The sequence below is a fragment of the Piscicoccus intestinalis NBRC 104926 genome (genome assembly GCF_001515525.1).
Classification (GTDB): Bacteria; Actinomycetota; Actinomycetes; order Actinomycetales; family Dermatophilaceae; genus Kineosphaera; species Kineosphaera intestinalis.
Genome location: NZ_BCNQ01000012.1, coordinates 1 through 25,062, shown reverse-complemented (window position 1 = coordinate 25,062; position 25,062 = coordinate 1). Strand labels below are relative to the sequence as shown.

22 protein-coding genes are annotated in these 25,062 nt (G+C 72.1%); 13 read left to right on the top strand and 9 right to left on the bottom strand.

Annotation, left to right across the window (positions count from 1 at the left end):
• Positions 1-481 precede the first annotated feature (481 nt).
• Positions 482-1,402, top strand: coding sequence for a DNA/RNA non-specific endonuclease (locus PINTE_RS03625; RefSeq protein ID WP_068426385.1), 921 nt, complete (start codon positions 482-484; stop codon positions 1,400-1,402).
• Between the two features lie 171 nt (positions 1,403-1,573).
• Positions 1,574-2,119, top strand: coding sequence for an NADPH-dependent FMN reductase (locus PINTE_RS03620; protein ID WP_068426382.1), 546 nt, complete (start codon positions 1,574-1,576; stop codon positions 2,117-2,119).
• Positions 2,120-2,199: 80 nt separating this feature from the next.
• Here the strand turns inward: PINTE_RS03620 and PINTE_RS03615 are convergent, their stop codons facing one another.
• Together PINTE_RS03615 and PINTE_RS03610 are read right to left on the bottom strand one after the other, a co-directional pair.
• Positions 2,200-2,832 carry an HAD-IA family hydrolase gene (locus PINTE_RS03615; RefSeq protein WP_245642778.1) on the bottom strand — a complete coding sequence of 211 codons (633 nt, stop codon included), beginning with the start codon at positions 2,830-2,832 and terminating at the stop codon, positions 2,200-2,202.
• A gap of 5 nt (positions 2,833-2,837) precedes the next feature.
• Positions 2,838-3,404: an NUDIX hydrolase gene (locus PINTE_RS03610; protein WP_068426376.1), complete on the bottom strand. Its 567-nt coding sequence runs from the start codon at positions 3,402-3,404 to the stop codon at positions 2,838-2,840.
• Between the two features lie 128 nt (positions 3,405-3,532).
• On the opposite strand from PINTE_RS03610, the gene PINTE_RS03605 reads away from it, so the two are divergent.
• Entirely contained in the window at positions 3,533-4,804 is a 1,272-nt protein-coding gene (locus PINTE_RS03605; RefSeq protein ID WP_157087059.1) for a hypothetical protein, read from the top strand.
• A 78-nt stretch (positions 4,805-4,882) separates the two neighbouring features.
• Here PINTE_RS03605 and PINTE_RS03600 read toward each other — a convergent pair whose 3' ends face one another.
• Positions 4,883-6,142 carry an APC family permease gene (locus PINTE_RS03600; RefSeq protein ID WP_068426370.1) on the bottom strand — a complete coding sequence of 420 codons (1,260 nt, stop codon included), beginning with the start codon at positions 6,140-6,142 and terminating at the stop codon, positions 4,883-4,885.
• A gap of 107 nt (positions 6,143-6,249) precedes the next feature.
• On the opposite strand from PINTE_RS03600, the gene PINTE_RS03595 reads away from it, so the two are divergent.
• From PINTE_RS03595 to PINTE_RS03570, 6 genes are all read left to right on the top strand, one after another.
• Entirely contained in the window at positions 6,250-7,656 is a 1,407-nt protein-coding gene (locus PINTE_RS03595; RefSeq protein WP_169798446.1) for a serine hydrolase domain-containing protein, read from the top strand.
• Positions 7,657-7,699: 43 nt separating this feature from the next.
• Positions 7,700-8,170, top strand: a complete 471-nt coding sequence (locus tag PINTE_RS03590) for an SRPBCC family protein (protein ID WP_068426359.1) — start codon at positions 7,700-7,702, stop codon at positions 8,168-8,170.
• 184 nt (positions 8,171-8,354) lie between these two features.
• A complete protein-coding gene (locus PINTE_RS03585) occupies positions 8,355-8,750 on the top strand; it encodes a DUF2237 family protein (RefSeq protein ID WP_068426349.1) in 396 nt (131 codons plus the stop codon).
• 255 nt (positions 8,751-9,005) lie between these two features.
• The gene (locus PINTE_RS03580) at positions 9,006-10,259 is read left to right on the top strand and encodes an alpha-amylase family protein (protein ID WP_068426346.1); all 1,254 of its coding nucleotides are present in this window, start codon (positions 9,006-9,008) and stop codon (positions 10,257-10,259) included.
• A 39-nt stretch (positions 10,260-10,298) separates the two neighbouring features.
• Complete coding sequence (locus PINTE_RS03575) at positions 10,299-10,820, top strand: YbaK/EbsC family protein (RefSeq protein WP_084343185.1); 522 nt, start codon at positions 10,299-10,301, stop codon at positions 10,818-10,820.
• 146 nt (positions 10,821-10,966) lie between these two features.
• Positions 10,967-12,415, top strand: a complete 1,449-nt coding sequence (locus PINTE_RS03570; protein WP_068426339.1) for a sodium/glutamate symporter — start codon at positions 10,967-10,969, stop codon at positions 12,413-12,415.
• Between the two features lie 103 nt (positions 12,416-12,518).
• Here the strand turns inward: PINTE_RS03570 and PINTE_RS03565 are convergent, their stop codons facing one another.
• A complete protein-coding gene (locus PINTE_RS03565) occupies positions 12,519-15,251 on the bottom strand; it encodes an aminotransferase class I/II-fold pyridoxal phosphate-dependent enzyme (protein WP_068426337.1) in 2,733 nt (910 codons plus the stop codon).
• Positions 15,252-15,470: 219 nt separating this feature from the next.
• Between PINTE_RS03565 and PINTE_RS03560 the strand changes: the two genes are divergently transcribed.
• On the top strand, positions 15,471-16,505 hold the full coding sequence (locus tag PINTE_RS03560) for a Gfo/Idh/MocA family protein (protein ID WP_068426507.1): 1,035 nt from the start codon (positions 15,471-15,473) through the stop codon (positions 16,503-16,505).
• A gap of 16 nt (positions 16,506-16,521) precedes the next feature.
• Here the strand turns inward: PINTE_RS03560 and PINTE_RS03555 are convergent, their stop codons facing one another.
• On the bottom strand, positions 16,522-17,343 hold the full coding sequence (locus tag PINTE_RS03555) for a LytR C-terminal domain-containing protein (RefSeq protein ID WP_157087058.1): 822 nt from the start codon (positions 17,341-17,343) through the stop codon (positions 16,522-16,524).
• A 631-nt stretch (positions 17,344-17,974) separates the two neighbouring features.
• Here PINTE_RS03555 and PINTE_RS03550 point away from each other — a divergent pair.
• Together PINTE_RS03550 and PINTE_RS03545 are read left to right on the top strand one after the other, a co-directional pair.
• The gene (locus PINTE_RS03550) at positions 17,975-18,430 is read left to right on the top strand and encodes a GatB/YqeY domain-containing protein (RefSeq protein WP_068426330.1); all 456 of its coding nucleotides are present in this window, start codon (positions 17,975-17,977) and stop codon (positions 18,428-18,430) included.
• Between the two features lie 7 nt (positions 18,431-18,437).
• Positions 18,438-19,421, top strand: coding sequence for an AEC family transporter (locus tag PINTE_RS03545; RefSeq protein ID WP_068426326.1), 984 nt, complete (start codon positions 18,438-18,440; stop codon positions 19,419-19,421).
• Positions 19,422-19,610: 189 nt separating this feature from the next.
• Here PINTE_RS03545 and PINTE_RS03540 read toward each other — a convergent pair whose 3' ends face one another.
• From PINTE_RS03540 to mmuM, 3 genes are all read right to left on the bottom strand, one after another.
• Positions 19,611-21,398, bottom strand: coding sequence for a purine-cytosine permease family protein (locus PINTE_RS03540; protein WP_217996484.1), 1,788 nt, complete (start codon positions 21,396-21,398; stop codon positions 19,611-19,613).
• Between the two features lie 15 nt (positions 21,399-21,413).
• Positions 21,414-22,799 carry an ABC transporter substrate-binding protein gene (locus tag PINTE_RS03535; protein ID WP_245642777.1) on the bottom strand — a complete coding sequence of 462 codons (1,386 nt, stop codon included), beginning with the start codon at positions 22,797-22,799 and terminating at the stop codon, positions 21,414-21,416.
• A 188-nt stretch (positions 22,800-22,987) separates the two neighbouring features.
• Positions 22,988-23,908: a homocysteine S-methyltransferase gene (gene mmuM, locus PINTE_RS03530; RefSeq protein WP_157087057.1), complete on the bottom strand. Its 921-nt coding sequence runs from the start codon at positions 23,906-23,908 to the stop codon at positions 22,988-22,990.
• 156 nt (positions 23,909-24,064) lie between these two features.
• Between mmuM and PINTE_RS03525 the strand changes: the two genes are divergently transcribed.
• Positions 24,065-24,694, top strand: a complete 630-nt coding sequence (locus PINTE_RS03525) for a PTS sugar transporter subunit IIA (protein ID WP_068426319.1) — start codon at positions 24,065-24,067, stop codon at positions 24,692-24,694.
• Here the strand turns inward: PINTE_RS03525 and PINTE_RS23080 are convergent.
• On the bottom strand, positions 24,673-25,062 hold a 390-nt coding region (locus PINTE_RS23080; RefSeq protein WP_169798445.1), incomplete at its 5' end, for a hypothetical protein. The genes PINTE_RS03525 and PINTE_RS23080 overlap by 22 nt on opposite strands.

The following is a 25,062-nucleotide window of genomic DNA, read 5'->3' as shown; positions in this document are numbered from 1 at the left end:
GCGCCGCTCGACGCCTGTCGCGCCGCGCAGGGAAGTCAGCATGCCGATTCCGGGAGCCGGGACGTGGCCTGGCGCATGGGGTTCCACGCCGGGTGCACAGGGGTGGGCCGGACGTGCGGTGCGTCGAGGGGCTGCGTCCACTGGTCCCTGCGTCGCGGGGAGGGCTCGACGGCGCCTGCGTGGCAACGCCCGCGGAGCGCGTGTGAGGCGTAGTTCGCTCAGCCTTTCGATGGAGAAATCTCCCCGATCGGTTACTTTTCAGTAACTCTAAGCGTCCAGGGCATGGCATAAGTGATTGGGTTCTGAGCTGATTCCGCGCAAACGGACATGAACGGGCGTTGTGATCGGCGCCACTCGGGGGGACTGGTGCGCCGCTCATCCCGATCTGTCCGATCCCGGAAACGCCCCCGGGTCCCGAAGCGCGCAAGTCGCCAACGCCGACAGCTGCCCCAGTGAGCCGTGTCCCGCTAACCTGCTCGCCGTGAACGCCTCCTCCGATGAGTCTGTCACGCACGAGCGCGCTACTGCCACAATCGATCTGCCCAACACCTCGGAGCTGAACGAGGGGGCCGCTCCGCTGGGGCGCGGTTACGACCCCGGCTTCCTCGGGCCGCGCCTCGCCCCGGCCGAGCCCCGCCCCGGCTCGGACTCCGACGACGCCGTGCTGCTGCACGGACAGCCGTGGCTGCCGTACGAGCACTTCGCCGTCATGCTGTCGCGCACGCGCCGCCTCGCGCGCCAGGTGGCCTGGAACATCGACGTGCAGACCCTGCGCGAGGGAGACGACGTGAGTCGGTCCGGGATCCCGTTTCGCGCCGATCCCCGCATTCCCGCCGAGGCGCAGACCCTTGACGACGTCTATGCGCGCAACCGCCTCGATCGCGGGCACATCGCCCGCCGCGCCGACCTGCTGTGGGGCGCCGACGATGTCGAGGTCGAGCGGGCCAACCGCGAGTCGTTCTACTTTCCGAACATCACTCCGCAGATGGACTCCTTCAACCAGTCCGGGCGCGAGGGTCAGTGGGGGCTGCTGGAGAACTCGCTCGCCGAGTACGTGCGCGCCACGGCGCTCCCACGCGTCAGCGCGTTCGGCGGCCCCGTGCTCGCCGCCGACGACCCGGAGTATCGCGGGGTGCGCGTGCCGCTGTCGTTCTGGAAGGTGCTCGCCTACCGGGTCGACGGTGAGCTGCGCTGCCGCGCCTTTATCCTCACGCAATCGCTCGACGGCTTGGAGCCGGTGACGTTCGACGAGGAGTACCTCATCCACGGCGTGCCGCTGGGTGACCTGCAGGAGCGCACCGACCTGCTCTTCGGGCCGGAACTGCTGGCCGCGGACCGCCTCGGCGCCGGGGTTCGCCCCAGCGCCGAGCTCGTCGACGATCCGTACGCCGTGCGCTGGTAGGTGGCCCTGGTGTTCCGGGGGGCCCTGGTGTCCCGGTGTTCCGGGCGGCTCGAGTGTCACGGGCGGCTCGAGTGTCACGGCGGCTCGAGTGTCACGGGACCGGGCTCCGCTGCGATAGTCTGACATCGACAAATGACACGTCACCTTTATCGCAGTAGGGGTTTGGAGCACATGAAGATCGGGATCATCGTCGGGTCGATCCGCGAGGGCCGGGCCGGTACCGCCGTCGCGCAGTGGGTGCTGGAGCGGGCGCAGGGCCGGGAGGCGGAGTACGAGGTCCTCGAACTCGCCGACTTCGACGTTCCGCTGCTGACCAGCGCGACCGTGCCCGGCGCGGCCAACAAGCAGTACGACTCGCCGCAGGTCACGGCCTGGAGCCAGGCCATCGACGCCCTCGACGGCTACATCTTCGTCACCCCCGAGTACAACCACGGCGTGCCGGGCGCCTTCAAGAACGCCTTCGACAGCCTGGGCTCCGAGTGGGCCCACAAGCCGGTCGCCTTCGTCTCCTACGGAGCCGACAACGGCGTGCGCGCGGTCGAGCACTGGCGCCAGATCGTCGCCAACTTCCACATGTTCGGGGTGCGCCAGCAGGTCGCCCTGTCGCGTTTCACCGAGTTCGGCGACGACGGCCTCGCGCTGCTCGATCGCCGGGACGGCGAGCTCGACACCCTCTTCGGCCAGCTCGAGGGCATGGCCGCCAAGCTCGCCGGCTGACCACGACCCGAGGCTTGGCCGGCCGGAATGGCTTGATCGGTCGGTCGGGTCGGCTTCGCCAGCCGGGCCGGTTCCCGCCCTCAGCCGCGGGCGGCGAGCAGCAGGTCGGCGAGTTCGCGCAGGTCGGTGATCCGCAGGTGGCCGTCGTCGCGGCCCAGCGCCGCGACGACCGCGCCGGCGGCCAGCCCGGCCGCGACTCCGGAGCCGCTGTCCTCCACGACGAGGCAGCGTTCGATCGGCACGCCGAGACGATCGGCGGCCAGCCGGTAGGAGGCGGGGTCGGGCTTGCCCGCCGGCACCTCCTCGACCGTCGTCAGCGACGGCGGCTCGACGCCCGCGGCGCCCAACCGGGCCAGCGCCAGCGCCCGGTCGGCGTTGGTGACGACCGCCCACGGCAGGCCGAGCCGGCCCACGGCGGCGAGGAACTCGTCCGCCCCGACGGCCGTCACGACGCCCTCGACGTCGGACGTCTCCGCGCGCATGTGCGCCTGCACGTCGGCCTCGATCGTCGCCTCCGGCAGGTCGGGGCGGAACCGGCGCATGGTCGCCCCGGTGGCCTCGCCGTGACACGTGGCGATCACCGCGGACGGGTCGACGTCGTGTGCGAGCGCCCAGGCGGTCCATCGGCGTTCGACCGCGGCGTCGGAGTTGACGAGGGTGCCGTCCATGTCGACGAGCAGCGCCTCGACACGGCCGAGATCGCTGTGCGGCACGACCCTCACCCCGTCGGGGTGATCGAGGCGGTGTGCATGACCTGCTCGCCGGCGGTGTAGTCGTCGACCCACGCGCGGGTCGCGGCGCGCACCGTGCGGAACGCCAGCTCGCCCCAGGGGATCTCCTCGATCCGCACGAGCCGGTTCTCGATGGTCTCCGGCCCGGGTGCCAGGTCAAGGTCGAGCAGCCGCGCCCGGTAGAACAGGTGCACCTGCCCCGCGTGCACCACGTCGTAGACCGCGTGCAGACCCTCGATCTCGACGCGGGCGCCCGCCTCCTCCATCGTCTCGCGGGCTGCGCCGGCTTCGGCCGTCTCGCCGTACTCCAAGAACCCGGCGGGCAGCGTCCAGTACCCGCGACGGGGCTCGATGTTGCGCAGGCACAACAGGATTCGCGGGCCGTCCGGCTCCCCGTGCCAGATCGGCACGGTGCCGACGACGTTCGCCGGGTTGATGTAGTCGACGTAATCGCACGCGGGGCACACGGCCCGCAGCCGGTCCTCCATCGGGGGGATGCGCTGCTGCGTGGGAGTGCCGCACAGGCGGCAGAAGCGGATGTCGGGGTAGGGCACGATCCCCAGGGTGTCACCTCGGCGGGCGGTGGCCCAGGGGTGGGCCCGCCCTCGTCCACGCAGCCGCTGTGGGGGCCAGTCGTCGTGTCTGCCAGGAAGGTCGACGTCGACGCGTCAGACTGGCGGCCGTGATGACACCACTCGCGTGGCTTGTCGGCACACTGCTGGGGGGCATCGGCATCGACGCGGTCGCGCACATGGGCGGCCCCGACGCGCCGTTGTGGTTGTGGGCGCCGACCGCGCTCGCGCTGCTCGAACTGTTCCTTGTGCCGTCGGGTGCCTGGACCGACTCCGGGCGGCGTGGCGCCCTGCTCGTGCGCCTCCTCGCCGTCGCGGCGATCGCGGCGTACTGGGTCAGCGCGGTGGCGGCCGGCAGCATCGGCTGGGGCGGCTCGGCGCCGCTGGCGATCCTGGCGCAGTGGTGCGTCGGCCTGACGATGGCGAGCCGTGACCTCGCCGGCCGGTTCATCATCCGGCTCGGCGTCGCGCTCATCGGCGGGCTGCTCCTGTGCGTGTGCCTCTACGCGCTCCTCACGCTGCCGGGCGGAGTCGGTCCGCTGCTCACCGCGGTGCCCGACCTGCTCACCGGCGTGCGCACCCCGCCGGCGCTCGGGCTCATCGTGCTGCTGACCGGCCTGGCACTGTGCGCCGGGGTGCTCGTCGACCTCCTGCGCGGGCTGGGCGGACTCGGCGGCCAGGGCGGGCCGAACCGGCTCGCCGACGGCCTGCTCGGCATCGGGCTGGCGTGCGCCGGACTCAGTCTGCTGTTGCTCGTCGCCACCGCCGTCCCCGTCGGCGGGCCGCTGCGGCTCGAGCCGCTCGACCTCGTCGGGCTCGCTCTCGGCGCGCTCGGTCTGGTCGGCGGCGGGCTGCTGATGCGCGCCACCGCGCGGCTGAGCCCGGCCGCGCTCGTGCTGTGGGGGCTGGGTCTCGCGGCGGTGCTGCCGCACACCCGCGTTGCCGTGCTACCGCGCGCCGACGTGCGCACCGCCTTCGACTACCCCGTGCTCGTCGGTGCCGCCGTGCTGAGCGGCACCCTCGCCGCCTTCCTGCTCACCGGCAACGTGGTGCGGTGGTGGAACTCGTCCGCCGCGGAGACGGTCGCCGGCGCGCGCGAACGCGAGGAGGCCGAGGCCGAGTCCGACCCGATTGCCGCGGTTCCCGAGGGCGTCGAGGACGTCGAGCCTTCGCCGCCTGCCGAGCCGCTCGAACCCGCCGCGCATGCCGCCTCGGTGCCTGCCGCACCAGTGCCTGCCGCGTCGGTCCAGGCCGCGGCGCATGCCGGTGCCCATGACGCGCCTCCGGAACCGGTGGGGGCCACCAGCGGCGGGCTGCTCGGGCGACGACCCCGACTCCCGCGAGGCCCCCGGCTGACCCGGCGCAGCTCGCTGTCGGGCTGAGACACGAACAGCTGCCGGGCTGAGACCCGTTGCATCGGTCCAGCCCACCGAGAAGCGAGGCTCGCGCCGGCGCCTCCCCTACGCGCTGGCGCCCCGCCGCAGCCACGCGCGGCCGCCGACGCCGAGAGCGACGACCAGCAGCCCCAGCAGCACCGACTCCCACGGGAGGGTGGCCACGAGCGCGAGGCAGCCGACGAGTCCGGCGCCCTGCACTGCCCGCGACCAGCGGCGATGCTCCGCCGACTGCGTCCACGCGGAGGCGTTGGCGATCGCGTAGTACAGCAGCACCCCGGTGGAGGAGAAGCCGATCGCGTGCCGCAGGTCCGCGACGAGCACCAGGGCAGCGGCCGCGACCGCGACGCACACCTGCGCGAGCGCCGGCACGTCGTGGCGCGCGTCGAGCCGCGACAACGCCGGCGGCAGGTCGCGGCGGCGCGCCATCGCGAGCATGGTGCGCGAGACGCCCGCGAGCAGTCCGAGCAGCGCACCCAGACACGCGACGACCGCGCCGACGCGCACCAGCACCGCCACCGGCTCCAGCCCCAGGCCGCGGGCCGCGTCGGCCAGCGGCAGCGCGGAGGCGGCGAGGTCGACCGGCCCGAGCACGACCAGCAGCACCGCCGCCACCGCCGTGTACACGACGACGACCAGCGCCAACGCCCGGGTGATCGCCGCCGGAATCGTCTCCTGCGGGTCGCGGACCTCCTCCCCGAGCGTCGCGATCCGGGCGTACCCCGCGAACGCGAAGAACAGCAGCCCGGCGGCCTGCAGCACGCCGTAGGCGCCCGCCGGCGGCCCCGGCGGGGGGTCGGGTCGGCCGGAGTGCGCGATCAACAGCCCCAGCAGCGTCACCGCGAGGATCCCCAGCGTCACCGCGAGCAGCACCCGCGCGGTGCGGGCCGTCTTCGTGATCCCGCGCAGCAGCACGCCGGTGAGCGCCGCGAGAGCGCCGATGGCCGCGAGCCGCGCGAACGGGCCGGGCTGACCGACGGCGTACACCGCGGCGGTCGTCGCCATCGCCGCGCAGGACGCCGTCTTGCCGACGACGAAGCACCAGCCGGCCGCGAATCCCCAACTCGCCCCGAGGCGCTCGCGCCCGTACACGTATGTGCCCCCGGAGTCGGGGTACTGCGCGGCCAGCTGCGCCGAACTCGTCGCGTTGCACCAGGCGACCCCCACCGCGAGAGCCAGCGCCACCAACAGCCCGGCGCCCGAGCCCGCCGCCGCGGCCGCCGGGCCGAACGCCGCGAACACCCCGGCTCCGATCATGGAGCCGAGTCCGATGACGACGGCGTCGTTGCGGCCGAGTCGCCGCTGCATGCGGGGATGCTCGCTCATGGGCCCATCCTGCCGGTCGCAGGTGAACGCCCGGCGGCGCGATCCGGATCGGGCCGTTCGCGCCGCAGCGCCGACCCGAACGACGTCGATCGGCGATGATCGAAGGCATGCTGCCACGTTCCACGCCGAGCGCCGCCGGGGTCGATGCGCAGGGCGTGCGCGACTTCGTCCGCGCCGCAACCGACTCCGGCCTCGAACTGCACAGCCTCATGATCGTGCGCGGCGGCGCCGTCGTCGCGCAGGGCTGGTGGGAGCCCTACACCCCCGACGGCACCGCGCTCGTCTACTCGCTGTCGAAGATGCTCACGTCGACCGCGGTGGGCATCGCCGTCGGGGAGGGGCTGGTCGACCTCGACGCCACCGTCTCCGAGGCGTTGGGTGATCAGGCGCCGGCTCGGGCCGCGCCGTGGGTGCACCGGGCCCGGGTGCGCGACCTGCTCGCGATGTCGAGCGGTCACGAGAGCGACGGGCTCGAGGCGATGATGGCCGCGGTCGTCGCCGGGCACGACCCGCTGGCCACATTTCTCACGCTGCCCGCCGAGCATGCCCCCGGCGAGGTGTTCACCTACAACCAGGGGTGCACGTTGACGCTGGCGGCGATCCTGGCCCGCGTCACCGGCGAGCGTCTGCTCGACTGGCTGCGACCCCGGCTCCTGGAGCCGCTCGGCATCGACCGGATCGCGTGGACCCCGATGCCCGGCCTCACCGGACCGACCGGCGCCGGGCTCGAGCAGGGCTTCAGCGGCGCGCAGGTGACCACCGCGGCGATCGCCGCCCTCGGGGAACTGTGGCGCCGCGAGGGCCGGTGGGGCGAGGAGCAACTCGTGCCACGCGATTACCTCGAGGCGGCCCGCTCCACCCAGGTCGACAACGTCGGTCGACACACCGAGCCCGACTGGCAGCGCGGGTACGGCTTCCAGGTGTGGCGCAGCCGGCACGGGTACCGCGGCGACGGTGCGTTCGGGCAGCTGTGCCTCGTGCTGCCCGAGCAGGAGGCGGTCGTCGCGGTGACCGCGCAGACCGAACTCATGCAGCGCGAACTCGACCTCGTGTGGGAACACCTGCTGCCGGCGCTGGAATCCGGAGGAGGCACGGCGCAGGCCGACGAGGCCTTGGAACGGGAACTGGCGGCGCTGCGGCTCGAACCGCCGCCGCGGCTCGTGCGGCGCCCGGAATCGGTGGTCGGGCTGCTCGACGTGGACCACCGTGTCGTCGAGTCCGCGCCCCTGCTCGGGCGGGTGGAGTCGGTGCGGATCTCGCGGCGCGACGGCGGGTTCGTCATGACCTGGCGCGCGGACGGCGCCGACCACGAGACCCCGGTCGGCGTGGGTGCCTGGCTGCGCGGAGAGCTGCCCTCGCCGTGGTCGTTCCCGCCGGCGGTCGCGGTGGCCGGGGAGGCGGGCGCCGACGGGATCCGCGTGCGCGTCGTCTACGTCGAGTCGCCGCACGCGCTGACGGTCACGATCACCGGTGACGGCGCCCGGATGTCGTGGGTCACCCAGCCGCTGCGCTGAATTCCGGCGCGGCGGTGTCGGCGGGCCGTGTGAGGATGCCGTCATGACCGATGAATCAGCCTCGAGCGGCTCCGCGCCGCGAGTGGTCAGCGCCGAACGCGTCGTCGACGCGCCCGCGGCCGCGATCTTCGACCTCATCGCCGACCCCGCCCGGCAACCGGAGTGGGACGGCAACGACAACCTCGCGACGGCCGACTCCGGGCAGCGGGTGCGGGCCGTCGGCGACGTCTTCACGATGACGCTGACCACCGGCGCCGTGCGCGAGAACCACGTGGAGGAGTTCGCGGAGGGCCGCCGAATCGCCTGGCGCCCCAGCGAAGTCGGACGCCCTCAGCCCGGGCACCTGTGGCGTTGGGAGCTGGAGCCGCTCGAGGGTGAGCGCACGCTGGTGCGGCACACCTACGACTGGTCGCAGCTGACCGACGAGACCCGCCTCGAGCGCGCCCGGCGCAACACGCCCGAGACGCTCGCCGCCTCGATCGATCGCCTCGCCGCGCTCGTCGAAGCCCGCTGAGCCGCGCACCGCCGGGGTCTCGCAGGGGTCTGCGGCGGGGTCTCGCCGGGGTCAGCGGCTTCGGGGTCGGGACCCCGAAAGATAGTGGGAGATTCGCCCGGGCAGACGCGGCAGATTTACCACGCTCTTCGGGGGTCTCGCCGACGCCCAGCCGGGAGCGGCCGCCGCCGCTACGTTGGGGCGTATGACGGCGCAGCGCAACGTGCTCGGCGGGCCGCTGGAGCAATGCGGCACCGAACCGGTCACCGGTTTCTACCGCGACGGCTCCTGCACGTGGGGCCCGGACGACATCGGCAGCCACACGATCTGCGTGGTGGCGACGGCCGAGTTTCTCGAGCACCAATACCGGGTCGGCAACGATCTGCTGACCCCGCGGCCGCAGTGGGGCTTCCCGGGACTGCAGCCGGGGGACCGCTGGTGCGTCGTCGCGGTCCGCTGGCTGCAGGCGCATCAGGAGGGGCGCGCGGCGCCCGTCGTGCTCGCGGCGACCAACGCCCAGGCCCTCGAGGTCGTCTCCCTCGACGTGCTGCGGCCCTACGCCGTCGACGTGCCCGACGACCCCGCCACCCTGCTGAGCTGACCCCACAGCGTCCGCCGAACCCCGCCGACCCCTCGCTGAGAACTGCGTGTCGTGGTCGCGACTGCGGTTCATGTCGCAGTCTTCACCACGACACGCAGTTTTGAGGGTCGTGACGTCCGGAGGCGCGTGCAGTTTCGAGCGGGGTGGCGGTGAGGGACGGCGTGCGACGTTGAGCAGCTGTCGAGACGTCGAGCGAAGGCGACGCGTCGGTTGGGGTGGGTGTCGGGACGCGGACGGGTAGGGGACCATGGGGGGATGACCTGGACCGAGCATGCGATCTGCTGGCACGTCTACCCGCTGGGGTTCCTCGGGGCGCCCGTGCGCGACGTGCCGGCCGACCCGACTCCGCATCGGCGGTTGCGTGACCTCGTGCCGTGGCTCGACTACGTCATCGAGCTCGGCGCGAACGTGCTGCTGCTCGGGCCGATCTTCGCCTCGACCAGCCATGGCTACGACACCACCGACCACCGCCGCATCGACCCGCGGCTCGGCGACGACGAGGACTTCGACATCCTCGTGCGCGAGTGCCACGACCGCGGCATCAGGCTGGTCCTCGACGGCGTCTTCAATCACGTCGGCTCCGCGCACCCCGCCTACCGGGCGGCCCTCGAGCAGGGGCCCGACAGCGACGCCGCCCGCCTGTTCCGCATCGACTTCGACGCGCCGGACGGCCCGGCTCCACACGTCTTCGAGGGTCACGGCGACCTCGTCTCGCTCAACCACGACAGCCCGCAGACCGCCGAGTTCGTCGCCGACGCGATGACGTACTGGCTCGACCGGGGCGCCGACGGGTGGCGTCTCGACGCCGCCTACGCCGTGCCGCCGCAGTTCTGGGCGCCGGTCATGGCGCGGGTGCGCGAACGCCACCCGGAGGCGTTCGTCTTCGGCGAGGTCATCCACGGCGACTACGTCGACCTCGTGCGCCAGTGCGGCTGGGACTCCCTCACCCAGTACGAGCTGTGGAAGGCGATCTGGTCGAGCCTGAACGACGCGAACTTCTTCGAGCTGGCCCACGCCCTGAAGCGGCACGGCGAGTTCTGCGCGCACTTCGAGCCGACGACGTTCATCGGCAACCACGATGTGACCCGCATCGTCTCCCGGGTCGGTCCGCAGGCGGCGGTGCTGGCCACGACCGTGCTGCTGACCCTGCCGGGCATCCCGTGCGTCTACTACGGCGACGAGCGCGGGCTCACCGGCATCAAGGAGGAACGCATCGGCGGCGACGACGAGATCCGCCCCGAATACCCCGCCACCCCGGCCGACCTGCCCGACGGAGGCGGTACCGCCCCCTGGATGCTGCACGTGCACCGCCACCTCATCGGCCTGCGCCGGCGCCAGCCGTGGCTGCACCGCGGCCGCATCGAGGTGGGCGAGCTGAGCAACGAGCAGATCGCCTACACGGTCAGCGACCCCGACGGCCCCGGCCGGGTGCTCGTCGAGCTCGACGCCGCGACCGGCTCCGCTCGGGTGAGCAGCGGCGACGAGGTGCACTTCTCGCACGGCGGCTAGTCTGCCCGCGGTACGACCGACGACGCGGAGGCGGAACGCATGGGTGGGCACGACACGCACGACACGCACGACACCGGCGACACTGGCGATGCGGCGCTGGGGCGGGTGCGAGAGGTCTTGGAGTCGGCGGGGCTGACCGACCGGATCGTCGTCTTCGACGACGAGGTGCCGACCGCGGTCGCCGCCGCGGACAAGCTCGGCTGCGAGGTCGGGGCGATTGCCAACAGCCTCGTGTTCACCGCCGACGGGGAGCCGGTGCTCGTGCTGGCCAGCGGCGCGCACCGGGTCGACGTGGCCCGCGCCGGCGCGCTGTTCGGCGTCGACCGGCTGCGGCGCGCCGACGCCGCGACCGTGCAGGCCGCCACCGGGCAGGTCGTCGGTGGCTGCGCGCCCGTCGGCCACCCCGCCCCGCTGCGCACCGTCGTCGACGCCGACCTCGCTGGCTACGGCGAGCTGTGGGCCGGAGCCGGGATCAAGCCCGCGATGTGCCGCCTCACCTTCGACGAACTCGTCGCGCTCACCGGCGGCACCGTCGCGCAGGTGGCCGCCGACCAGGGGTAGCGGCCGCGCCGCCCGCCACGGGCCTTCGGGTTGAGGCATCCACCCCCAGGTGGGTGTCGGTTCGCCCGGTTTGGGTGTGCGGACGGAATGCCCGCCGCACGCGACCGCTGGGAGTGTGAGGGGAACTCGTTCGAAGGGAGATCCCCATGAGTCCGGACGCGGTCGGTTTCGCCCTGCTGATCCTGGGCCTGTTCCTGCTGCTCGGTAAGTACATCCGCGTCAAGACGCGCTGGGTGCAACGGCTGTTCCTGCCCAGTTCGATCGTCGCCGGGTTCATCCTGCTGATGCTCGGCCCGCAGGTCTTCGGGGCGCTGGCCGCCCGGGCCGGCTTCGACGGGTTCGCAGAGGCGGGGCTGTTCACCGAGGCGATGCTCGACACGTGGTCGGCCCTGCCGGGGCTGCTCATCACGGTCGTCTTCGCGACCCTGTTCCTCGGTCACGAGATCCCGACTCCCAAACGCGCGGCCACGCTCGTCGGGCCGCAGCTCTCGCTCGGTGTCGCGTTCGGTTCCGGTCAGTACGTCGTCGGGCTGCTGCTGGCGATCCTCGTGCTCGTGCCGGTGTTCTCGATGACCCCGATGGCGGGCGCGCTCATCGAGATCGGCTTCGAGGGCGGCCACGGCACCGCGGCCGGCATGCGCGGCTCGATGGAGAGCCTCGGCTTCGAGACCGGCGCCGACCTCGCGCTCGGACTGGCCACCGTCGGCATCGTCTCCGGCGTGATCCTCGGCATCATCTTCATCAACATCGGGGCCCGGCGCGGCCACACGGAATTCATCTCCGGCGACGCCACGATGTCTCTGGAGGAGCAGCGCGGCCTGTTCCGCCACGACGAGAACTACCCGGCCGGCCAGATGACCAGCCGCCCCTCCTCGATCGAGCCGCTGAGCCTGCACGCCGCGATCGTCTGCGTGGCGATCCTCATCGGCTGGTGCATCCTGGAGTCGCTGAAGTGGATCGAGCAGCAGACGTACGCGCAGACGTTCGAGCTGTTCGAGCACGTGCCGCTGTTCCCGCTCGCGTTGCTCGGCGGCGTCATCCTGCAGATCATCGCGGTCAAGCTGGGTGTCGACTACCTTATCGACCACCAGATCATGCTGCGGATCCAGGGGCTGGCGCTCGACGCGCTCATCGTCAGCGCGCTGGCCACCCTGTCGCTGCAGGCGATCGGCGAGAACATCGGTCCGTTCATCATCCTGGCCATCGCCGGAATCTTGTTCAACTGCGCGATGTTCTGGTGGCTCGCGCCGCGGATCATCCCGCGCTACTGGTTCGAGCGCGGCATCGGCGACTTCGGCCAGTCGATGGGCGTCACCGCCACCGGCCTCATCCTCATGCGCATCACCGACCCGGAGGCCAAGTCGCCGGCGTTCGAGGCGTTCGGCTACAAGCAGCTCGTCTTCGAGCCCTTCTTCGGAGGCGGTCTGGTCACCGCCGCGGCGATCCCGATCATCTACGCGACCGGCCCGTGGCCGCTGTTCATCGCGATGGCCGTCGTGTTCGTCGTCGCGGTCGCCTCCGGCCTGCTGATCTTCGGCCGCCGCATGAAACAGGCCGCCGCCGCCGAACGCGAGGCCGAGCGCGAGTCCGTCTAACCGCGAAACCACACGGCCGAAGGCTGCTTTTTCGGTCGAGGGCTCGTGCCGCAACCCTAGCCCCCGACTGAGAGGGCAGCCTTCGGCCAGTGGTGGGGTGGGGTCAGCGCATCGAGGGGTTGGCTTCGCGCCGGACCAGCGACTCCTCGGTGAAGACCGACAGACCGAGGTTCGGCTGATAGCCGTGGATCTCGTGCACGTCGACGCCGAGGAGAAAGTCGACGATCTCGGGCGAGATCGCCTGGCCGGGCACGAGCACCGGGAACCCGGGCGGGTAGGGCACGACGAAGGTCGTGGAGACCAACCGCCTCCCGTCGCGCGGACCCGCCGCGGCCTCGCTGAGCGGCACGTACTCGCGGTCGGCCTCGACGTTGCCCGCGTAGAAGGCCTTGCGGATGTCGCCGTCGTGGCTGTTGTGCCCCACCTGGAAGGCGGGGTCGAAGCTGCTGAAATCGGGCAGCGCCGGCAGGTCACCGGTGAGCCGCTGCACCCGGGCGTCGATGAGCGCGTGCTCGGCCCGGCTCGCCGCCTGCCGCTCGTGCTCGAACTGCTCGCAGGCCCGGCGCAGCGCGTCGAGCAGGAAGTGCACGCTGCTCCACGTCACGCCGATCGTGAAGATGAGCAGCACGGAGTTGATCGACGTCTTGTTGATCTGGATGCCGAACTCGCGCATGAGGATCTTCTCGCGGAAGTCGTACCCGCTCATGCCCGTCCGGCCCACGAACAGCGTCACCCGAGTCGGGTCGAGCACGAACTCGTCGTGCTGCAGCGCGAGGTTCCAGCGGCCCATCTGCGTCGGCGGCCGTCCCGGCCCCGGCCGCATCGACTCCCGATAGTCCGGCGGCACGAGTTCGCTCTCGGTGACGATGCTGAACCACTTGCTGATGAGCGGGTCGGTGGCCACCCGCTGCCGGAACGCCATGGCCATCATGTACGCCCGGCGCACCATGTCGAAGCCCTCGATGTCGACCTGCCGACGAGCCAGGTCGAGGGAAGCGAGCAGCTGCTGGTTCGGCGACGTCGAGGTGTGCGTGAGAAAGGCCTCCTCGAAGGGCTCGGCGACGAGCCGGTTGAAGTCCTGGTCGCGCACGTGGATCATCGACGACTGCCGCAGCGCCGACAGCGACTTGTGCGTCGAGTGCGTCGCGTACACGCGCACCCGTGCGTTCCGCGGGTCGGGCAGCAGCCGCCGGTTCAGCCACTCGCTGCGCGGCACGCCCTCCATCGACTCCTTCCAGAGCCGGTACTGCTCGGCGTACTCCGCGCTGCTCAGCTTCTCCTCGAGGCGCTGGGCGGTGACCATCGCGGTGCGCTGCCGCATCCACGGCACGGCGGCCGCGTACGCGAACCACGCCTCGTCCCACAGGAAGCAGATGTCCGGCTTGATCGCCAGCACCTCCTCCATGACACGCATCGGGTTGTAGACGACGCCGTCGAACGTGCAGTTCGTCAGCAGCAGCATCTTCACCTGGTCGAGCCGGCCCTCGGCCTCCAGAGTGAGCAGCGCCTCCTTGATGCGCACCAGCGGCACCGCGCCGTAGAAGGCGTACTTCTCCAGCGGATAAGCGTCGAGGTAGACCGGCTGGGCGCCGGCGAGCACGAGCCCGTAGTGGTGGGACTTGTGGCAGTTGCGGTCGATGAGCACGATCGCGCCGGGATTCGTCAGCGACTGCACGACGATCTTGTTGGCCGTCGACGTGCCGTTCGTCACGAAGTACGAGGAGTCGGAGTTGAACGTCTTGGCGGCCTTGTCCATCGCCTGGCGCAGGGTGCCGTGGGGCGCGAGCAGCGAATCGAGCCCGCCGGAGGTCGACGAGGTCTCGGCCATGAAGATGTTGCGGCCGTAGAAGGTGCCCATGTCGCGCAGGGTGCGGGAGTTGAAGATGCTCGCGCCGCGCGCCACCGGCAACGCGTGGAACTGCCCCATCGGGGAGGCGGCGTACTCGCGCAGCGCATCGAAGAACGGCGCCGTGTAGCGTTCGCGGATCCCGTGCAACACGGTGCTGTGCAGGTCGGTGACGTCGTTGAGCCGGTAGAACGTGCGGTCGTAGCGGTTGCCGACCTCGTCGTGGCTGACGACGAACGACTCGTCGGTGAGCAGATAGAGGTCGATGGTGGGGCGCAGCTCCGAGAGCCACTGCCCGCACTCCACCCAGTCGTAGGTGCGATCGGTGGCCACGGCGGTCGGCGACGGACCGAGCAGGTACGACATGATCGGGAGCCGGTCGCGCGAGCGCAGCGGCAGGTCGTGCCGGATGATCGCCGCCTGGATCTCCCCGTTGAGGGCGGCCGCGGTGATCGCGTCCTCGACGCTGGGGACGACGAGGATCTCGTAGATCACGGGATCGTCGGGGCGGCGCAGCGCCCGCAGGGCCCCGGCGAGCCCCTCCGGCGCGGTGACCGGGGAGTCGTCGGCGAGCAACACCGTGAAGAACTGCTGGTTGGCCGCCCGGGCGGCGAGCTCCTGGTCCTCCAGGTTGCGGTCGGGGTCGAACAGGGCGGCACGGTCTCCGTATTCGGCCAGCAGCCGCACGTACAGGGAGGTCTTGCGCGACAGCCACGCGGTGTCCATGGTGTTGAGCAGCCCGGTGAGCTCCTCCAGGGCCTTGGGTCCGGGGTAGAGCCAGAACCGCTCGTAGGAGCCGAGCCGCTCCAGCAGCCGGCGCACCCGCTCCCGTTCCTTCGTGTAGTCCAATCCGCCCCGGTGCACCGCGGCCAGCTGTTGGGTCGCGTCGTCGAGCAGATGCCAGTTGTCGAGCCGCTGCGACGACGGGTTGGCCATCGCGGCCAGCGCCGAGACCTGCAATCGGCGGGGGAGGTCATGGTGGATCTGCATTCGCTCGTCTCGCCTCGCTGTGTGGGGGACCGGGGTGGTCAGTATTTTGACCGCGCCGACGCCGCAGCGACCCCCTAGATGGCCCCCGGATTCAGCTCTTCCTCCCGGGTCGGGGTACCAAGCGGTGCATTCGGGTCAAATCTCCGGCGCGGACGCGGCTGGTGCCGAGGCGCGTGGTTTGAGGACTCTCGCCCGCGCGATCGGGCCAGTATGGGGCGCATGGCTCTTCCGACATCCCTGCCCGCTGCCCGCACGCCCGACCCGACGCAGGCGCCGCCGCTGCGCTGGGGGATTCTCGGCACCGGCTGGATCGCCTCCCAGTTCACCCAGGCGCTGCGGGAGCACACGACCCAGCGGGTCGCCGCCGTGGGCTCGCGCTCGACCGAGTCGGCCGCCGCGTTCGCCGACCGCTTCGAGGTGCCGACCGCGCACGGCTCCTACGACGCGCTGGTCGCCGACGAAGGCGTCGACGTCGTCTACGTCGCGACGCCGCACAACTTCCACCACCCCGACGCGCTGCGCGCGATCCGCGCCGGCAAGCACGTGCTCATCGAGAAGCCGATCGCGCTCAACGCCGACCAGGCGCGCGAGATCGAGGCGGAGGCGGCTCGCGCCGGCGTCATGGCGATGGAGGCGCTGTGGACCCTGTTCCTGCCGAAGTTCGACGTCGTGCGGCAGCTGCTCGCCGACGGCGTGCTCGGGTCGCTGCGCACCGTGCTCGCCGACCACGGCCAGTACTTCGAGGGTGATCACCGCATCCTGCGCCCCGACCTCGCGGGCGGGCCGATGCTCGATCTCATGACCTATCCGGCGTCGTTCGCGCACTGGGTGCTCGGCGAACCGACCGAGGCCATCGCCCGCACGACGTGGGCGCCTACCGGCGTCACCGGCCAGACCGCCATCATGCTCACCCACCCCGGCGACGCCCAGGCGCTGCTGCACTCCAGCGTCGTCTCCCCGACCCCCACGACCGCGGCGATCTGCGGGGAGGAGGCGATGATCACGTTCGACCCCGACTTCTACATCCCCGGCGACTTCACGGTCAGCGACCACACCGGGGCCACGCTGCGGTACACCGAGCCGAAGGTCGCGCACACCGGCGGCCTGCACTACCAGGCCGCCGAGCTGGCGCGCCGGGTCGCCGCCGGCGAGACCGCCTCCCCGCTGCGCACCCTGACCGACTCCGTGCAGACGATGGCGATCATGGACGAAGCTCGCCGCCAGATCGGGGAGGTGTACGCCGAGGAGCGCTGAGCGCGCTCGGCACCCCTCAGCAGGGCCGCTCGACGGTCTCCTTGGGCTTGGGCGGCTCGACCGGAGGCGGTGGCACCTGCTCGGCGGGGGTCAGCGCCTGGTAGTGGTTGCCGAGCACGAGGTCGAGCTTGGCGCCGGTGCGGTCGACCTTGGCCAGGCGCGCGCCCGGCACGTGCTGGGCGAGCACCTTGGCGGCGTCGAAGCCGTCCTCGCCGTAGCGGATCACCGCGACGTCGTCGGGCAGGAAGCTCAGCTGCGGGTCGTTGCCGGTGCGACCGATGTTGAACTTGCGCTGCGACAGCTGCTCCCCGGCGTCACCGGCCAGGCCGGAGCGGAACGTCGTGTTGTACACGTCGACCTGGATCTTCTCCGGGCGCGGCGGGATCGGCGGCGGCACGGCCACGAGGCCGGAAAAGTGGTCGCCGATGATGAGCGCGACCCCGGTGCCCTGGCGGCCGTCGTTGCGCAGTTTGGAGCCGGGCACCTGCTGGGCGAGCAGGAGGGCCTGGTCCAGGCCCGCGGAGCCGTGCTGGATCGTCGCGGGGCCGGAGGAGGCCAGCGCGGAGATCGTCGAGGTCTCCTTGATCGTGAAGCCGCGCTTGGTGAGCTGCTTGGTCATGTCGCCGGCGACCCCGTTGATGCCCGAGGCGTTGAAGACGCGCACGTCGAACGAGCCGCGACCCGGCGCGGCGACGACCTGCGGCGCGCACTGCACGGTGGTCGGCCGGCTCATCACCGCGACCCCGTAGGCGCCGGCCATCGTCGCCGTGCCCAGGAGAGCGGCCGGCAGGGTGACGAACATCGCGATGCCGCGCACCCGCTGGCGACGCCGGGACACGACCCGCCGTCTCTTGTGACGACTCGAGGGCGTGCTCGCCCTCCGCAGCCACCACCTGCTCAACCTGGACACCCCGGTTCACCCCGCCCTGCACGCTGGTCCCATGGCGCCCGGCGACTCCGGGCGCCGGTGAGCGCCGCCCTCAGCGGCTCACTACTCCAGGGTAGATCGCGGTCGATCACGTCCCGGCCAACGATGAATAACGTTGTGGAGAAGAACTTTTCATCGATTCGTAAAACTGCAGGTCGAACGTTCGTGAACGCCGGTCGACCGGCTAGTGGCGGGCGTGGAACCGGGTCCCGGACAGACGTTTTCGTGCCGAGCCGAGACTCGGTAAACGTGAGTGTCGCGCAGGCAAGATGGAGGTGCCCGCCGGCGGCGTGTCGGGAGCCCGAACAGGGTGGTAAATCTGCCGCGTCTGCGCGGCGGGATTTACCACCGTCTTCGGGGGTGAACGGCCGGCCGGGGGCACGAGGGGGCACGAAGGGGCACGAGGGGGTTCGGGCGGGGTTTCGCGGGGGCACGCGGGGGACCGAGGCGATCCGAGGGGGTCGAAGGGGCCCGAGCTGGCCCGAGGGCGGCGGCCGATATCGCGTGGAGGCCGCGCGGGGCGACGCGAGAGGATGGGCTCATGACCCTGAAGGACACGATCCAGCACGACCTGCACACCGCGATGCGCGAGCGCGACCAGGTGCGCTCGGCGACGCTGCGGATGGCGCTGACCGCCATCCAGACCGCCTCGGTGGCAGGCACGGCGGCGCACGAGCTGAGCGACGACGAGGTGCTCAAGGTGCTCGCCAAGGAGGCCAAGAAGCGCAAGGAGTCGGCGAGCGCGTACGCCGACGCCGGCCGGCCGGAGCTCGCCGACCGGGAGAACGCCGAGCTGGCGATCCTGGAGGCGTACCTGCCGGCGCAGCTCGACGACGCCGAGCTCGACGCGATCGCGGCGGCCGCCGCCGACGAGGTGGGCGCGACCGGCATGAAGCAGATGGGTCAGGTCATGAAGGCCGCGCAGGCCCAGGTCGCCGGCCGCGCCGACGGCGGCCGGGTCGCCGCGGCGGTGAAGAAGGTCCTCGCGGCCCGCTGACGCATCCGTGGACGAGGTTCTCGGCGTCGTCGCGCCGATCTATCTCACCGTGGCGATCGGCTACCTCGCCGTGCGCACCGGGGTGTTCCCGGCCTCCGGGCTGGCCGTCGTGGGCGGTTACGTCATCAACATCGCACTGCCCGCGCTGCTGTTCGGGGTGCTCGCGCGCAACCCGCTCGGCGACGTCGTGCGGCCCACGTACGTGCTCTCCTACGCGCTCGGGTCGCTCGTCGCGATGGCCGTGGGGTACGGGCTCACGCTGCTCACCCAGCGCACGGCGCCGCCCGTGCGGGCACGGCTGCGGGCGGCGTACATCGGGCAGGGGTCGGCGGTGTCGAACACGGGCTATGTCGGCTACCCCGTCGTGCAGGCCGTGATGCCCGCGCAGGCCGGACACGTGCTCGGCATGAACGTGCTCGTCGAGAACCTGCTGAGCATCCCGCTGGGCCTGGTGCTCGCGGAGCGCGCCGCCGGAGACGGTCAGGGCCGGCTCGCGCTGTCGCGCCAGATCGCCGCCCGGCTGGTGCGCCAGCCGCTCGTCATCGCGATCGTGCTCGGCGTGGCCTACTCCGCGTCGGGGCTGCCGCTGCCCGAGCCGCTGGATCGCACGCTGAGCATGGTCGCCGGCTCGGCGACCGCCCCCGCGCTGTTCGTCATCGGCGGCCTGCTCGTCGGCCAGAGCCTGGGCGGGCGGGCGCTGCAGGTGGCCCCGCTGCTCGTCGGCAAGCTCGTCGCGCACCCGCTGGCGGTGGCCGTCCTCGTGTACGGCGCCGCCGGCCTCGTGCCGCGCCTGGGGCTGCCGCCGCTGGAGCCGGTGTTGGCCGCCGCGGCCGTCATCTCCGCGTCGGCGCCGACGATGAGCATCCTGCCGCTGCTCGCGGCCCGCCACCACGAGGAGGAGTTCGTCTCGGCCGCGGCCTTCGCGACCACGCTGCTCTCCCTCGTCTCCCTGTCCGTCGCGCTCCTCGTCGTCGGCCCGGCGCACGCCTGAGCGGCCCCGAAGACGAGAGTGGCTTACACACTCGGATCCGAGCTTTTCCGGCACCCTCTTGACCTGCGGTGATGCCGGAGCTCGACCGCCCGGGAAGCGAGTATGTATGCCACTTTCGTCTCGACCGTCGCCGGGCCCGGCCCGAGGGGGCCCGAGGAGCCCGAGGGCCCCCGGTGAAACCGGCAGACCTCAGTACGACACGCGGCGCTCGGCCTGCTCGAGGCGCTGGGTGCGCTCGTGGCGGCGGCGCAGGGCGATGCCGCGGCGCAGGTCCCACCAGGCGAAGACGAAGTAGACCACGGTGCACCAGATCGTCACGTCGTAGAACAGCTCGCGGTTGACGAAGTAGGTGTACAGCTCCGGTGAGTCGAACAGCACCCGCCAGCCGAGGATCGCGGGGATGACCAGCGCGAGCACCCAGATCGTGCGGATCGCGATCGTCAGCGCCGAGCGGTCCCTGGGCTGCCCGACGTACCCGCGGGCGCGGGCCTGCTCGGCCTGGTAGTCGCGCACCGCGTCGGTGAAGTCGCGCTCGGCGGCCTCCTGTTCGCGGTAGTCGCGGCCCGCCCCGCGGGCCCGCGCCCACAGCGTGTAGACGACGATCGCGAGCGCCCACGTCGGCAGGAACAAGAAGACGTACGGGATGACGCCGAGCAGGTTGAGCCCCACCGCGAACACGATCGCCAGCGCCCACGTGCCCAGCGCCGGCACGTTGTGCCGCGGCCCCTGGTAGCTGGCCCAGAACCGGGTCATGCCCAGCCGCGGCAGCACGTGGTGCTCGGCGAAGACGATGCCGCCCACCGGCACGAGCAGCAGCCCCGACCACGTGACCAGCGGCAGGTAGTTGCGGAAGACGACCGGGAAGCAGCTGACGATGACGACGACGATGCCGACCACGAGCGTCACGCGGGAGCGCGACAGGCGCGGCATCACCGCCTGCGCCGCCAGCCCCGCCCGGTAGAGGTTGGCGTTGGCCGTCGTCCACCCGGCGACGATGACGATGACGAAGCCGGTGGCCCCCAGCGCGTAATAGGCCACCTCACCGGGGTCGAGCACCGCGATGCTCTGCACGGTGATCGCCGCCGTCGCCGCGCCCATGAGCCCGGCCGAGATCCACGCGACGTAGTGGCCGAACAGCATGCCGGTCGACGTCGCCAGGCCGTACGACGTCTTCTTCGCGTAGCGCAGATACGCCATGTCGATGAGGCCGAAATGCGAGAACGTGTTCGCGGCCCAGGCGTATCCGGCGACCTCGAGCACACCGACTCCGGGCTGGCCGGCGGCGGTGACGCCCGTCCAGACGCTCGCGCCGGCGATGTCGACGAAGTCGGAGAAGCCCGACAGCGTCGTGTACCCGGTGAGCGACTCGGCGAGCGCGGGGATGAGCACCATGCCGCCGACCGTGAACATCACCATGAGCCACGGCGCGCACGTCGTGGCGAAGTCGGCGAGCACGCCGAAGCCGTAGGCGGCGACGAGCACGACGATCGCGCCGACCGCGATGCACACCCCGACGAACGCCAGGCTCGTCGGGTAGGCCTGGGTCTGTGCGGGGATCGCGAACAGCACCCGGACGGCCGTCGCGGAGACGGTGATCATCGCCGCGGCGATCGTGCCGAAGACAAGCATCGTCGCGACGTTGTAGATCCGCGCCATCGAGTCGCCGGCGATCTTGTGCAGGTAGGTGAACAGGCTCAGCCGCGCCTGCACGGCGATGGGGGTCGTGATGAGCCAGTACGAGGCGACGGCCAGCGCGTTGCCGATGAGCAGCCCGACGAGCACGTCGCGCACGCCCGCGCCCATCGCCACGAACGTGGCGCCGATGACGAACTCGGTGGCGGCGACGTGTTCGGCCGCGTACAGACCCGCGAAGTGCCGCCAGCCGTGCAGCTCGTGGTCGGCGACCGGCAGCTGCTCGGGATCCATCGCGGCGATGCGCCTCGTGAGGTCCGGTTCGCCCGGCTCGATGGTCGTCACGACTGTCCCTTCGACCTAGTCCTGCTGGATGAACTGCGCGCGCCCGACGACCTGCGTGGTGACCCACTGGGCGTTCGCCAGGGCCTCCTGCGGGGTGATCTCGCCGGCGACGGCCTTGGCGAAGCGCGACCCGACGGCCCCCGCGATGCCGGGGAACTGCGGGATCGCCACGTACTGGATGCCGCGGTAGGGCACCTGCTCGGCGGTCGGGTCGTCGGGGTTGGCCGCCTGGATCTCAGCGAGCACCAGCGGCGCGAACGGGGCCGCCGCCAGATAGCGCGGGTCGCGGTACAGCGAGGCGCGGGTGCCGGGCGGCACGTACGCCCAGCCGTAGGCGGTCGCGACGAGCTGCGCGTACTGCGGGGAGGTCGCCCACGCGACGAAGCGTTGGGCCGCCTGCGGATGCCGCGAGTTGCGCGAGATCCCGAGCGACCACGCCCACAGCCAGTTGCTGCGCTTCGGGCCGCCCGTGCCCGGAGCCGGTGCGAACCCCACCTGCGCGGAGACCGCGGAGGCGTTCGGGTTGACCAGAGTGGAGGCCGCCGCGGTGGAGTCGACCCAGATCGCGCAGCGCCCCTTGCGGAACAGATCGAGGTTGTCCTGGTAGCCGAGGTCGGCGGCGTTCGGCGGGCCGTAGCCGCGCAGCAGGGCGACGTAGGTGTTCAGCGCCTGCGCCCACTGCGGGCCGTCGAAATGCGGGCGCCACTGCAGGTCGAACCACCGCGCCCCGAACGAGTTGGCCATGGCCGTGACGAGCGCGACGTTCTCGCCCCACCCGGGCTGGCCGCGCAGGCAGATCGGGTTGACGTCGGTGCCGGTCTCGCGGATGCGCTGCGCGGCCTGCCCCAGCCACTCCCACGTCGGTTGCGCGGGCATCTGCAGCCCGGCCTGCGCGAACAGGTCCGTGCGGAACATCGTGAACGTCGACTCGCCGTAGAAGGGGCCGCCGTACAGCTGCCCGTCGTGGGAGAGCTCGGCCCGCACCGAGGGCAGGATGTCGTCGATCGCGTAGTCCGCGGGCATGTGCAGCGGCTGCAGCCAGCCGCGCTGCGCCCAGATCGGCACCTCGTAGGCGCCGACGGAGACGACGTCGTAGCGGCCCGCCCCCGTCGCGACGTCGGTCGAGACCCGTTGCCGCAGCGAATTCTCGGTGGCGGTCGTCCACTCGATGTGCACGTCGGGGTTCGCCTGGGTGAAGACGTCGCTGAGTGCCCGCAGCCGCTCGGTGTCGGGGTTGTCGACGGTCGCCACCCGCAGCGTGACCGGCTCCTGCTCGGCGCTGGTGTGGCTGCCGAGCCCGCCCGGGGCGCCCAGATCGGTCGACGCGCCCGCCAGCCCGGAGCCGGTGACGACAACGGTCGCGGTCGCGGCGGCCACGATCCAACGCAGTGCTCGACGCACGATCCTCACCTCGATACCTCACGTCGCCCCGACCGGCGGACCCGTCGCGCCGCCACCCCACAGACGGCCGGAAAGTTCGGCGCCACTACCGGACTCGTGCGCGCAGCCTAACCGGGCGGGAGGGTTGGCGAGCGCTTTCGATCACGTTGCGCTCGGCCCGCGGGTGAGCTCGTCGACCGGCTCGTCGGTCAGCCGCTCGGTCGCCCCTCGGTCAGCCCCTTCTTCATCGCGGCGATGAGCTCGGGGGAGACGCGGCAGCAGCCGCCGACGAGCCGAGCACCGCCCGCCACCCAGGCCGCGGCGGCGGCCGCGCCGATCGTCGGGGAGCCGGTCCAGCGCCGCGCCCGGGCGTCCCAGGTCTCGCCGCTGTTCGGATACAGCAGCCGCGGCAGCCCCGGGGCGGCGCGGCCCGCCTCCGTCAGCACCGTGGCGGCGCCGCCCGGGTCGAAGCAGTTGGCGCCGACGGCGACGACGTGCCTGCTCGACGCGGCGATCGCGAACGCCGCGCCCAGGGGCTCGCCGAGACGGGTGCGCGCCCCGTCGGGGGTCATCGACAGCCACGCCGGCACACCCAAGCGGTCGACCTCGGCGACGAGCGCCTCGGCCTCCGCGAGGCAGGGCACCGTCTCCAGGGCGAGCACGTCGGCGCCGGCGTCGGCGAGGATCTCCAGGCGCGGCCGATGCCACGCGCGCAGCTGCGCGACCGTGAGGCCGTAGTCGCCGCGGTACTCCGAGCCGTCGGCCAGCGCCGCGCCGTAGGGCCCGACGCTCGCGGCGACGAACCGCGGTCGGGGATCGTCGGATTCGGTCTCTCGGGCCGCCTCGCGCGCCAGCGTCACGCTGCGTCGCAGGGCCGGTTCGAGCGCGCCGGCGTCGCGGCCGGCGGCCCGCAGACCCGTCTCGCTGAGCTGATAGGAGGCGGTGATCGCCACCCGCGCGCCGGCGGCGAAGAAGTCGGCGTGCGCGGCCCGCACCTCCTGCGGCTGCTCCAGCAGCAGCCGCGCCGACCACAGGGAGTCGGACAGGTCGTGGCCGCGGGCCTCCAGCCGGGTGGCCAGGCCCCCGTCGAGCAGGACGACGCCAGCGGCGATCTCGGAGACCAAGGACATCGGCGAAACCCCTCCCCAGCGGGACATTTCCCGGAAAACTCCCCGGGGTGTGGCTATCGTGCCGTCAACCGAGTGTAGGGACGCGGCCGCCACGTGTTCTGTGCGGAACCCCCGCGCGAGTCTCGGCCCGGAACCAGCGACCGGACGGAGTGTCACGTGAAGAAGCACCTGCGGACGAGCATGCGAGGGTTCGGCCGGGTCTTCGGGCGGCCTGCGGCCGAGCCGACGCAGCCGACCGAGCCGACGCCCGCCGAGACGGTCGAGTCAGCCGATTCGGTCGAGTCGGCCGAGGCGCCGGCTCCCGCCGCGGATCCGGCCGACGAGGTCGCCCAGACCCTCGTGCGCGCCCCGCTGGACGGGCGGATCGTCGCCCTGGCGGAGGTGGAGGACCCGGTGTTCGCGCAGGCGATGATCGGCCCGGGCATCGCGATCCGCCCGACGTCGACGACCGTGCACTCGCCGGTGAGCGGCACCGTCATGCTCGTCTTCCCCACGGGGCACGCGGTGGCCGTGCGCGCCGACTCCGGGGCGGAGGTGCTCATCCACGTCGGCATCGACACCGTGATGCTCAAGGGGCAGGGCTTCGAGACGCTGGTCGCCAAGGGCGACGCCGTCGAGGCCGGCGCCCCGCTGCTGCGGTTCGACCCCGCCGCCATCGAAGCGGCCGGCTACTCGCTCACCACCCCCGTCATCGTCACGAACTTCAAGCGGTTCGGCGCGCCCTCCGCCGTCGCCGACGACCAGGTCAGCACCGGCGACCACCTCTACGTCATCGACCCGCTGTGACGCGGCGCCCCGGCGGGCCACGCGGCCTTCGGGGTGAGGGTGATGAGCACCGTGAGGTCGTCGGCGGTGACCTCGCAGACGGTTGCCGTGCCGCGGGGGCCGCCGGCGGCACGGGAGGTGCAGGCGGCACAGGCGTCGTAGGCGGCCTGCGCGACCGCGCTCGCGACGCTCCGAGCGAGCGGGCCGACGATGCTGATGCTCGCGCGGGGGTGCCCGTCGGTGCGGGTCTCGACCGTGACCCGCACCCGCACCGACTCCGGCAGCAGCGTCAGCACCGCCGGCAGGAGCCGCTTGATCACCTCGAGGCGCGGGCCCTCGTCGGCGTTCATCGTCACGAAGACGCCGCGGGCGCGGGCGGCGGCCGCGGC